Annotated in this window: 9 protein-coding genes; 1 reads left to right on the forward strand and 8 read right to left on the reverse strand. The window is 71.0% G+C overall.

Annotated features, from left to right (window positions below; genetic code table 11):
- Positions 1-4 precede the first annotated feature (4 nt).
- Entirely contained in the window at positions 5-1147 is a 1143-nt protein-coding gene (locus AAEP86_RS02185) for an ABC transporter substrate-binding protein (protein ID WP_420368930.1), read from the reverse strand.
- 229 nt (positions 1148-1376) lie between these two features.
- Between AAEP86_RS02185 and AAEP86_RS02190 the strand changes: the two genes are divergently transcribed.
- Positions 1377-1814, forward strand: coding sequence for a DUF1905 domain-containing protein (locus AAEP86_RS02190; RefSeq protein ID WP_420368931.1), 438 nt, complete (start codon positions 1377-1379; stop codon positions 1812-1814).
- 14 nt (positions 1815-1828) lie between these two features.
- Here AAEP86_RS02190 and AAEP86_RS02195 read toward each other — a convergent pair whose 3' ends face one another.
- The 7 genes from AAEP86_RS02195 to AAEP86_RS02225 form a co-directional block, all read right to left on the reverse strand.
- Entirely contained in the window at positions 1829-2692 is an 864-nt protein-coding gene (locus AAEP86_RS02195; protein WP_420368932.1) for an NAD(P)H-hydrate dehydratase, read from the reverse strand.
- Positions 2682-3422 carry a histidine phosphatase family protein gene (locus AAEP86_RS02200; RefSeq protein WP_420368933.1) on the reverse strand — a complete coding sequence of 247 codons (741 nt, stop codon included), beginning with the start codon at positions 3420-3422 and terminating at the stop codon, positions 2682-2684. Before AAEP86_RS02200 ends, AAEP86_RS02195 begins: the two co-directional genes overlap by 11 nt.
- Positions 3423-3540: 118 nt before the next feature.
- Positions 3541-6651 (reverse strand): alpha-mannosidase, encoded by a 3111-nt coding sequence (locus AAEP86_RS02205; RefSeq protein WP_420368934.1) that lies wholly within the window; start codon positions 6649-6651, stop codon positions 3541-3543.
- A gap of 35 nt (positions 6652-6686) precedes the next feature.
- Complete coding sequence (locus tag AAEP86_RS02210) at positions 6687-7586, reverse strand: carbohydrate ABC transporter permease (protein WP_420368935.1); 900 nt, start codon at positions 7584-7586, stop codon at positions 6687-6689.
- On the reverse strand, positions 7586-8536 hold the full coding sequence (locus tag AAEP86_RS02215; protein ID WP_420368936.1) for a carbohydrate ABC transporter permease: 951 nt from the start codon (positions 8534-8536) through the stop codon (positions 7586-7588). The genes AAEP86_RS02210 and AAEP86_RS02215 overlap by 1 nt, the downstream gene beginning before the upstream one ends.
- A gap of 111 nt (positions 8537-8647) precedes the next feature.
- Complete coding sequence (locus AAEP86_RS02220; protein WP_420368937.1) at positions 8648-10003, reverse strand: extracellular solute-binding protein; 1356 nt, start codon at positions 10001-10003, stop codon at positions 8648-8650.
- 178 nt (positions 10004-10181) lie between these two features.
- Positions 10182-11024: a PhzF family phenazine biosynthesis protein gene (locus AAEP86_RS02225; RefSeq protein WP_420368938.1), complete on the reverse strand. Its 843-nt coding sequence runs from the start codon at positions 11022-11024 to the stop codon at positions 10182-10184.
- Between the last annotated feature and the right edge of the window lie 163 nt (positions 11025-11187).

Below are 11187 nucleotides of genomic sequence, written 5' to 3' on the forward strand. Positions count from 1 at the left end.
CTGGTCAGGACCCCATCGTGGCGGACCACTTGGCGGACAGGACCTTCGCCGCCGCGGCGACCTGCGCGTCGGTCAGCTCGACGTAGTCCTTCGGCGCGCCACCGGCGGCGTCGAGGGCGTCCTGGTCGACCTTGCCGGACTTCTCCATCGCGGCGAGCGTCGAGGGGAACGCGCCGGCCTGCAGGTACAGGTTCTGCGCCTCGGGGCTGGCGATGTACTCCTGCCAGAGCCGCGCTGCCGCCGGGTGCGGGGCGTCCTTGGTGACGGCCTGCGAGTAGTACGAACCGAGCGCCTGCCCCTCGGGCACGACCGTCTTCCAGTGCTTGTTGCCGCTCGCCCCGGCGGCGGGGCCCCAGGCGAGGTTGTTGTACGACCACTGGACGACGACCGGGGTCTCACCCGAGGCGACGGTCGCCTGCGTCGGCAGCACGTTCTGGAAGTTGCCGGCCTGCTTCAGCTTGCCGAAGTAGTCGACGCCCTTCGTGATGTCGTCGGCCGAGCCGCCGTTCTCCAGCGCGGCGAGGTACACCGCGGACGCTGCCTGGTTCGCCTGCGTCGGGTCGCCGGAGATCGAGACCTTGCCCTTGTACTCGGAGCCGAGCAGGTCCGCCAGGTCCTTCGGGGCGTCCGAGATCTTCGACGAGTCGTAGCCGATCGACATCAGCCCCGTGTAGTCGCGGGTCCAGGCGCCGTCCTTCTCCTTGAGGGTGGTCGGGATGTCGTCCCAGTTCGCGACCTTGTAGTCCGCCAGCAGGCCGAGGTTCTGCTGGAGCACGGCGTTGCCGAGGTCGAGCACGTCGGGAGCGGTCGACTGACCCTTCTGCGACTTCACGGCCGCGACCTCGTCGGCGCTGGAACCGTTCGGGTTCGCCGAGTTGATCCTGATGCCGTACTTCTTCGTGAAGCCGTCGATGATCTTGCCGTAGTTCGCCCACGTCGGCGGCAGCGCGATGACGTTGAGCTGGCCCTCGGCCTTCGCGGCCTTCACGAGGGCGTCCATGCCGCCGGCGGACTCGGCGCTGGTGGCGGTCTTCCAGTCGGTGTCGTCCTTGGTGGTGCTGGCCGAGCTCGTGGCCGAGCATCCGGCGAGGGTGACGATCGCGGCGGCGGCCAAGGCGAGGCCGGCCAGGGTGCGCTTGTGCTGCACGGGGTGTGCCTTTCGGGTGCTGTCGGTGCGTCGTGTGCGTCCCGGGGGTCCGGGTTCGGGACGATCGTGGAGGCGGCCGGTATCCGGTCCGTGCTGCGTCGGTGAACGGTGGCGGAACAGCGGGTGCGCCTGTACGGTTCTGCTGTCCACTCCCAGCGGGCGCATGGTCGCGTCCGCTGTTCTCCCCCGACGGACGCGTGGTGGCGTCCACGACTGCCTGGAGGCACGGGTGCAGTTCACGACGACGGTCCTGCAGGCGAGGAAGACGGCCACCGGACTCCCCGTCCCGCCGTCCGTCATCGAGGCCCTCGGCTCCGGCAAGCGGCCTGCCGTGGTCGTCACGATCGACGGCGGCTACACCTACCGCTCCACGGTCGGGGTGATGAACGAGCAGTACCTCGTGCCCCTGTCGGCCGCACACCGCGAAGCGGCGGGGGTCGCCGCCGGGGACACCGTCACGGTCAGCCTCGAGGTCGACACGCTGCCGCGCCCGGTCGACCTCCCGGACGACCTGGCGACGGCGCTGCAGGACGCCGGGGTGCGTGCGGCCTTCGACACGCTCTCGAACTCACGGCAGCGGGCGCTGGTCGACCCGGTGGTCGCGGCGAAGGCCCCGGAGACGCGTGCCCGTCGGATCGAGAAGGCCGTGGAGGGGCTGCGCGGCTAGCGGTCGGGGGGCGCTCAGGCCCCGAGCTCGACGAGCACGCGCGGGATCTCCGTCACGAGTTCGCTCGCCAGGTACCCCAGCGGGCCCACCTGCACGGCCAGGCGGTCCCCGGCGGCGGCGTGCACGTAGGACGCCCACGCCACGGCCTGCGCCGGGTCGGCCCCGCGTGCCAGCAGGCCCGTGACCGCACCGGAGAGCACGTCCCCGCTGCCGCTCGTACCGAGTCCGCCGGAGCCGGTGCCCTTGAGCCACCCGCGGCCGCTCGGCGTCGCGATCGCGTCCCCGAGGGCGACGACCGCGCCGAACCGCTGGGCGATCGCCATCGCGTCGGCCATGGTGTCGTCGCCGCACGCACGGTCGAGCAGCCGTTCGGCCTCACCACTGTTCGGCGTCATCACCAGGCGGTCCCGCAGGGGCTCGAGCCGGTGGCGGACGTCCCCGGCGACGCCCAGCGCGAAGGCGTCGAGCACCACGGTCGTCTGCGGACCCACGACGTCGGCGAGCCCCGCCACGAGGTCACGGGTGCCGTCGGGTTCGTCCAGCCCCGGCCCGACGAGCACGGCGTCGGCGCTCGACGCGGACTCGGCGATGCCCTCGAGGGCACCGAGGGCGACGTGCCCGTCCTGGTCCTCGTCGAGGGGTTCGACGCCCGACTCGGGGACGGCGACCGCGACCTCGTTCGCGATGCTCCGGCCGACCGCGAGCGTCAGCCGTCCCGCGCCCACGCGGAGTGCGGCGAAGGCGGAGAGCATGGCGGCGCCCGGCGTGCGTGCGGCCCCGCCGATCACGAGCACCTGCCCGCGGCCGTACTTGCCGGCCCCGACGTCGGGGAGCGGCCAGTCCCGGAGGAAGTTCGGGCTGATCGTCTCAACGGACATGTTCGTCGTCCTTCCGGCCGGTGTGCTGGGTGACCTCGTCGTCGTCGAGGTGACCGACGGCGGAGAACTCCTCGAGGGTCCACGGCGCACCGGCGCCGTCCCGTCGGAGTCGGGTCAGGGATGCGTTCGCGACGGTGTGGGTCCGTGCGAACGCCATGAGCGCTGGTTCGTCGAGGTCCAGGCAGACGGCGACGGTCATCATGACGACGGCGTCGTGCGCGGCGACGAGCAGCCGCTCCGGGCCGTCGAGCCGGTCCACGTCGACGAGCACCGAGCGGAGCCGGAGCATCACGTCCGCCCAGGACTCGCCGCCCGCGGGACGGTGGTAGTACTTGCCGAGCCACTGCCGGCGGCGTTCCTCGTCGGGGTGGAGGCTGCGGACGCCCTGCAGGGTGAGCAGGTCGAGCACGCCGAGTTCCCGGTCGCGGAGTCGCTCGTCGACGCGCTTCGGCGGCTCGGCCAGACCGCCGGCGTCGAGTGCGATCGCGATGGTCTGCTGCGCCCGCAGGTACGGCGAGACCCAGAGCGCGACGGGCACGTCGTCCACCCCGCGGTCGGCGAGCTCCTGCCCGAGCGAGCGCGACTGCTCGGCACCGAGCGGGCTGAGGGGGACGTCGGCATCCCGGTGGTCGACGTCGATCCGGTCCGCCCCCGCTGCCTCGGCGCGCGCCGCGGCCACGTTCGCGACCGATTCCCCGTGACGGACGAGCCAGATCTCCTGCACTGCCATGCCGCCACGCTAGTCAGGCCGCGCTGGGCTGGTTCACCACTGCGCCCACGAGGCGGCGCCGGACGGGACGCACCCGTGTCCCGTCCGACGCCGCGGTCTCCGGCGCGGGCCCGCTGCCTCAGGCCCGACGCACCCGCAGGGTCACGATCTCGAAGGGCCGGAGCGTGAGCACGACCGGCTCCCCCGCGTCCCACCGGTCGCCGAGCGGGCGTTCCAGCAGGTCGACCGCCTCCACCGACGCGACGTCGAACCCGAGGTCGACGCCGACGTCCGACGCGCGGCCGCCCGACCCCTCGTACAGCCGCACGACGACGTCGCCGGAGCGGTCCTCGGCGAGCTTCACGGCCTCGACGAACACCTGGGGCGACGACACCGTGACGACGGGCTCGACCGGGGTCGACCCCGTGACCTCCCTGACCGGCAGGTTCAGCCGGTAGCCGGAGTCCGCCGCGTCGAGGACGGAGGCCCCGACGCGCAGCACCGTGCGGAACACGTGGTGCCCCTGGTCGGCGTGCGGGTCCGGGAAGGTCGGCGCACGCAGCAGCGACTCGCGGACGAGTGTCGTCGTCCCGCCGTCGGCACGGGTCGAGCGGGTGATGTCGTGCCCGTACGTGGAGTCGTTCGCCACCGCGACGCCGAAGCCCGGCTCCGCGACGTGGACCCACCGGTGGGCGCTCGTCTCGAACCGCGCCATGTCCCACGAGGTGTTCTGGTGCGTCGGTCGGTCGATGTGCCCGAACTGGATCTCGCTCGACGCGGACGCGGCACGGACGTCGAGCGGGAACGCCAGCTTGAGGAGCTTCTGGTGCTCGTGCCACTCGACCTCGGTCTCGATCGTCAGTTCGGGCTGCCCGGCGACCGCCGAGTAGCGCGTCGTGACCGACGACGAGCCGAACGGGCGGACGACGACGAGCTGGTCGCCGGACACCTCGACGGACGACGCCGACAGCACCGTGCCGCTGCGCTGGTAGGCGCGGTCGATGTCCCACGCCTCCCACTGGTTCGGGGTGTCGCGGAACACGGTGTACTCCGCGGCGGCCGAGCCGGGCGCGATCGCGTCGCGTCCGGTCGTGTGCTCGACGAACGAGACGACGTGGCCGGCTGCGTCGACGGTCGCCGTGACGGCACCCGTCTCGAACACGAAGTGGTCGCCGTTCCGGACGGGAGGCACGGCGTGCGGCGCTCCGCCGAGCGAACCACCCAGGGCGGTTGCGTCCCCCGCGGTGACGGGCGAGGCGTTGAAGCGCACGACCGTCCCGGCCGACCCGGCGCCGCCGACGGTGTCGGACGAGGGTGCGTCGAGCACGCTGCTGCCGCCGCCGGCGAGGGACGTCGACGACGCCCCGACGCCGGCGAGCGCCGCGGCCCCGCCGTTCGCGAGCGCGGTCGTCGCGGTGCCGATGAGTCCCTCGAGGGTGGCCGCGACGAGCCGGTAGTTCTCCTCGGCGTTCTCGTAGACCCAGGCGATGGACGAGCCCGGCAGGATGTCGTGGAACTGCTGCAGGAGCACGGTGTGCCAGGCCTGCTCGAGCTCCTCGTACGGGTAGTCGAGCCCGAGCCGGACCGACGCGGTCGCCGCCCAGAGCTCGGCCTCGCGCAGCAGGTGCTCGGAGCGCCGGTTGCCCTGCTTCGTGCGGATCTGCGACGTGTAGGTGCCGCGGTGGAACTCGAGGTACATCTCCCCGGACCACACCGCCGGCGTGGGCAGCGCGGCCTCGAGCTCCTCGAAGACCTGCGCCGGGGTGCCGAGGTCGACCCGGGGCGACCCGTCGAGGTCGTGCTGGCGCCGGGCCGCGGCGACCATCTCGCGGGTGGGTCCGCCACCGCCGTCGCCGAAGCCGTAGAGCAGCATCGAGGTGTTCGCGACGCCGCGCTCCTTGTTGTTCCGCTCGCCACGGTGCAGGTCGGCGGCGGAGACGTCCGAGTTGTAGGTGTCCGCCGGGGGCAGGTGGGTGAGGACCCGCGAGCCGTCGATGCCCTCCCAGTGGAACGAGGTGTGCGGGATGACGTTCGTCTCGTTCCACGACGGCTTCTGCGTGACGAACCACTTCGAGCCGGCGGCGCGGACGATCTGCGGCAGGGCGCCGCTGTACCCGAACGAGTCGGGGAGCCAGGCCTCCGGGGTGTCGATGCCGAACTCCTCGAGGAACAGGCGCTTGCCGGCCACGAACTGCCGGGCGAGGGCCTCGCCGCCGGGCAGGTTGGTGTCCGACTCGACCCACATGCCGCCGACGGGGATCCACCGGCCCTCGGCGACGCGCTCCTTGATGCGGGCCCAGATCGACGGGTAGCCGTCCCGGATCCAGGCGTACTGCTGCGCCGACGAGCACGCGAAGGTGAAGTCGGGGTCGCGGTCCATCAGGTCGAGGACGTTCGAGAACGTGCGGGCGCACTTGCGGATGGTCTCGCGCACCGGCCAGAGCCAGGCGGAGTCGATGTGCGCGTGGCCGACGGCGACGGCCCGGTGCGCGGCGGCGCTGGCGGGGACGGCGAGCACCGGGGCGAGCACGGCGCGCGCGTCGGCCGCCGTGCCGGCGACGTCGTCAGGGTCGAGGGCGTCCGCGGCGCGTTCGAGCACGCGCAGGACGTCGGCGCCGCGGGTGCCGTCGGTGGGCAGTTCGGCCATCAGCCCCCGGAGGACCCAGAAGTCCTGCTGCAGCTCCCACACGGTGTCGTCGCGCTCGACGACCTCAAGGGCGCGGAGGTGGTAGATCGGCTCCGTCCCGGCGGTGGAGCGCGACCCGAGCGGCGTGGCGCCCTGGAACGAGTCGCCGCCGATGTCCGGGTTGGCCGCGGCCTCGACGTACAGCTCGAACGACTCACCCGGACCGACCTCGATCGGCACCGTGTCGTTCTTCGGTTCGACGCCCTTGATCGTCGAACCGTCCGGACGCCAGGTGAGCCCCTCGGCCTGGAAGCCGGGGTGCCGCTTCGTGAAGCCGAGGTCGACCAGGAGCTCCGCGGTCGTCCCGGGGGCGGTGCCGAAGTCCGCGGGCACGGTGCCGCGGATCCGGAACCACGTGGTGCCCCAGGGCCGACCGCCCCAGGCCCCACCGACCGCGAACGGCTCGTACTCGGCCGCCACCGCGACGTCGAACGGCACCGGCTCGTCCGGCACGGTCCACGCCGCGATCTCCACCGGGGCGGACCGGCGGTGGACGGCCGGGTCGATGCGGTCCCGGACGAGCCGGGCGATGCGGGCTTCGACGAGTGGTTCGTCGTGGTGCATGGAGGTGGTTCCTTTCCAGCAGAGCGGAGCGGGCGTCAGCCCTTGATGCCGCCGGCGAGGGCGTTGCCGCCGCCGAGGCCTCGGGACACGATCACGTAGAGCGCGATGACGGGGACGGAGTAGATGATCGAGAAGGCGGCGAGCTGCCCGTACGCCACCGCCCCGTACTGCCCGAAGAAGTTGAAGATGCTCACCGCGGCGGGCACCTTGTCGGGCGAGAGCAGCAGGACGAAGGGGACGAAGAAGTTCCCCCACGCCTGGATGAACACGAAGATGAACACCACGGCGATGCCCGGGCGCATGAGCGGCACGACGATGCGCGTCAGGGTCGTCATCATCGAGGCGCCGTCGGTCCAGGCCGCTTCCTCGAGCGAGATCGGCACGGAGTCCATGAAGTTCTTCGCCATCCAGATCGCCATCGGCAGGCTCGTCGCGGCGAGGAAGAAGATGCAGCCCCACACGTTGTCGATGAGGTTCAGCGAGACGAACAGCGCGTAGACCGGCACCATCATGGCGGTGATCGGCAAGCCGGTGCCGAACAGGATCCCGTACAGGAACGGCTTGTTGACGCGCATCTTGTAGCGGGACAGCGGGTACGCGGCCAGCAGCGCGAAGACCACGGTGACGAGCGCCGTGCCGCCGGAGATGAGCAGGCTGTTGGCGAGCGGGATGAACGACAGTTCCGGCGTGAGCACCTTGGTGAAGTTGTCGAGCGTGAACTGCGACGGCACCTTCACCGACAGCGAGGCGTCGGGGTCGACGGACGCGAGGACGAGCCAGAGCAGCGGCACCGCGAAGCACAGCGCGATGATCAGCAGCACGATGTTCGACACCCAGCGCATGGTGCGGCCGCGCGGTGACGTCATGTGGAGCGACCCCGGTGCGGTCACCGATCGGGTGGTCGTCTGGTCGAGGGACGGGGCAGTGATGGCCATCAGTCCACCTCCGGCTTCAGTGCCTTGATGTAGATGATCGAGAAGACCGCGCCGACGACGAGCAGGATCGTGGCGATCGCCGTCCCGAAGCCGAGCTGCGAGAACTTGAACGCCTCCTGGTACGCCAGGATCGGCAGGGTGGACGAGTCCGTCCCGGGGCCGCCGGCGGTCATCACGTAGATGAGCGTGAACACCGACAGGGTCTGCAGCGTGGTGAGCATGAGGTTCGTCGAGATCGACCGGCGGATGACGGGCAGGGTGATGTAGACGAGGCGCTGCCAGCCGGTGGCGCCGTCGACCTCGGCGGACTCGGTGATCTCCTCGGGGACCTCCTGCACGGCGGCGGAGTAGACGAGCATCGAGAACGCGGTGCCGCGCCAGATGTTCGCCAGGATGACCGCGAGCATCGGGTACGTGTAGAGCCAGTTCGGCCCGCTGATGCCGATCGAGCCGAGGAACTCGTTGAGCGTCCCCTTGTCGTTGAAGAACGCGTACGCGGCGAACGACGCCACGATCTCGGGCAGCACCCACGCGGCGACGACGAACGTGCCGACGATCGCGCGGACGGCCTTGTGGGCGCTGCGCATCAGGAGCGCGAGCCCGAGGCCGAGCACGTTCTGCCCGACGACGGCCGAGGCCAGGAGGAAGACGATCGTCAGGATGACGGACTTCGGGAAGTCCGGGTCCTGGAAGAGCTCGACGTAGTTCTTGAGGCCGACGAACTGCTGGTCGGCCGCGCCGACGCCGGTGAGCGCCGAGTTGGTGAACGACCCGTAGAACGACGAGATGACCGGGCCGAGCAGGAAGATGACGAGGAGGACGACGGCGGGGAGGAGCGGGACCGCTCGTCCCACGTTCCGCAGTGGCTTCCGCTTGCGCGGGACCGGCGGATCGGTGCGCTTCGGCGCACCGGGCGCCGACAGCGTCGGCGCGAGGGGGGTGGTGGACACGGTTGGATGCCTTCCGGGTGCGGAGGGGGTTTCCGAAGGTGGTGGGGTCGGACGGGAGGCGCGGCGCACGACGCGAGCCGCGCCTCCAGTCCGTCAGGTGGTCCCGTTCCGTCAGCCGGAGACGGTGTTCTTCTTGCCGACCACGCCGATGACGCTCTTGTCGTAGGCCTCGGCAGCCTGCTTCGGTGTCTGTTGGCCGGTCATGACCGACTCCATCGCGACCTGGATGGCGTTCGACACCTGGGAGTAGTCACTCGTCGCCGGGCGGAAGTTCGTGTGTTCCACGAGCCCGGAGAAGAACTTGAACGTCGGGTTGGAGGCGTCGTACGACGGGTCCTCGGCGACGTCCTTGCGGACCGCGATCTGGCTGTTCTCGATGTCGTACTTCAGCGAGCCCTCCTTGTTGAGGAAGGTCGAGATGAAGTCGAACGCTGCCTGCGGGTTCTTCGAGTTCTTGCCCACCGCCAGCGTCCAGCCACCGGACATCGAGTTGTAGCCCGGTGCCTGACCGTTCTGCGTCGGCATCGGCGCCTGCCCCATCACCGACGACCACTCGGGCCACGGCGCGGTGCCGGACTTCAGCCACGTGCCGGACTGCCACGAGCCGTCGAGGTCGATCGCGAGCTGACCCTTCGGGAGCCACGTCTGCGCGATCGTCGTGCCGACCTGGCTGTCGAGCGCCTGCTGCGGTGTCGGGCCCAGGCCGCCCTGGTAGACGTCCTTCACGAACTTGAGGGAGTCCTGGAACTGCTTCGACCCGGTGACCCACTTCTTGTCCTTGTAGAGGGTGTTGCCGGAGCCGTCCGCGCCGTACAGGAGCATCTCGAAGCCCTGCATCGTCGACGCCTCGCCCTGGGGCTTGCCCGAGTAGACGTTGAAGGGGATGACGCCCGGGTCCTTCTCCTTGATGGTCTTCGCCGCCGCGAGGACGTCGTCCCAGGTCTTCGGCTGCCACGGCACGGGCAGGCCGACCTTCTTGAAGATGTCCTTGTTGTACCAGAGGGCCCGGGTGTCGGTGCCCATCGGGATGCCGTAGGTCTTGCCGTCGACACCCTCGCCGGCCTGCTTGGCGTTGTCGTAGAACTGGTTCCAGTCGTCCCACTTCGCCGTGTACTTGTCGAGCGGCAGGAGGTAGCCGGCCTGGGCGTCGGCCTTGATGAGGAAGGTGTCCTCGTACATGACGTCCGGGGCGGTGGCCGGCGCCTTGTTCATGAGCGCGAGCTTCGTGTAGTAGTCGTTCTCCTGCGCCTGGATCGGCACGAGTTCGACCTTCTTGCCCGGGTTGTCCTTCTCGTACTCCTTCTTGACGACCTTCATCTGGGCGTCGAGCTGCTGGAAGGCACCGAACTTCTGGTACGCGATCTTGATCGTGTCGCTCGAGGCGGACCCCGAGCTCGAGCAGCCAGCCAGACCGACCGCGGCGACGGCCACCGCTGCGAGTCCGGCGATGATGCGGGTGCGTTTCATCGGTGCTCCTTTGCACGGGTGATGTGGCGGGCTCCGTCGCCCGCTCGCACACTTAGTCCAGCGTATTGACTTAATGGTGTCAAGGCTTTTTCCGTGACGGTCCGGTCACGGTGCTGCGCTCGGCCGGGGGCGGGCGAGGGGACGGACGCGCGGTCGGGTCCCCGGTCGGCGTCCTGCCTCAGTCGATCGGTGTGGCGCCGCCGGTGACCGTGATGCCGCCGGTCGCGGGGACGTCGACGAGCAGCACGCTCGGACGACCGACGTGGCGCCCCTGCCGGATCACCACGCGGTCACCAGCGCGGACCGCACCGACCTCGCGCAGGTACGCCCCGGTGGACGCCGCGGCCGAGCCCGTCGCCGGGTCCTCGGTGATGCGGCCGGCGGGGAACAGGTTGCGCGCCTCGTACTCGAGCGGAGCCGTGCGGTGCAGCACCGTGATCGTCCCGGCCCACCCGGCCTCCGTCTTGAGCTCGGCGACGGCGGCAGGGTCGAAGCGGAACTGGTGGAAGAGGTCCTCGTCCTCGAGGACGACCACCGGGTGCCGGTTGCCCGCGGCGGCCTCGAGCACCGGGAAGCCCTCGGCGACGTCGGCCGGTGTCAGCCCGAGCAGCGCGAAGAGCCGGTCGCGCAGGTCCGGGTCCAGCGGCCGGACGATCGGTTCGACGCTGGTCATCGCGACCTGCACGCTGCCGTCCGCGGCGGTGCTCGCGTCGAGGGCGACGTCGCCGGCGGCCGTCGTGAAGACCCGCCGGCCGAGGCCGTCACGCTCGGCGAGGGCGACGGCGGTGGCGATCGTCGCGTGGCCGCAGAACGGCACCTCGGCCGCGGGCGAGAAGTACCGGACGCGCGGCCCCGTCGGGGTCTGCCCCACCACGAAGGCGGTCTCGGGGAAGGCGACCTCGCGGGCGACGGCGAGCATCTCGTCGTCGGAGAGGGCTGCGGCGTCGAGCACGATGCCGGCGGGGTTGCCTCCCCCGGGCTCGGCGGCGAAGGCGGTGTACCGGAGGATCTCGATGCTCACGGTCCGACGCTAGCGAACGGGGGCCGGGTGGCGCGCGGGCCGGTCGCGGGCGGGTGGCCTGCGGCGGGCGACGTCGTCGGCGGCGCGGACTCGGAACGACATCGTCGACGTCGTACGACGACCGCGATGTCGCATCTACCGGACCGCGACGGACCGCCCTCGC

It is taken from the genome of Curtobacterium sp. L1-20 (assembly GCF_048755855.1).
Taxonomy (GTDB): Bacteria; Actinomycetota; Actinomycetes; order Actinomycetales; family Microbacteriaceae; genus Curtobacterium.

What these genes read in the sequence shown, in the direction of transcription:
- AAEP86_RS02195 (WP_420368932.1), bottom strand. Translation starts at nt 2,692, where the DNA reads ATGTCCGTTGAGACGATCAGCCCGAACTTCCTCCGGGACTGGCCGCTC.
- AAEP86_RS02200 (WP_420368933.1), bottom strand. Translation starts at nt 3,422, where the DNA reads ATGGCAGTGCAGGAGATCTGGCTCGTCCGTCACGGGGAATCGGTCGCG.
- AAEP86_RS02205 (WP_420368934.1), bottom strand. Translation starts at nt 6,651, where the DNA reads ATGCACCACGACGAACCACTCGTCGAAGCCCGCATCGCCCGGCTCGTC.
- AAEP86_RS02210 (WP_420368935.1), bottom strand. Translation starts at nt 7,586, where the DNA reads ATGGCCATCACTGCCCCGTCCCTCGACCAGACGACCACCCGATCGGTG.
- AAEP86_RS02220 (WP_420368937.1), bottom strand. Translation starts at nt 10,003, where the DNA reads ATGAAACGCACCCGCATCATCGCCGGACTCGCAGCGGTGGCCGTCGCC.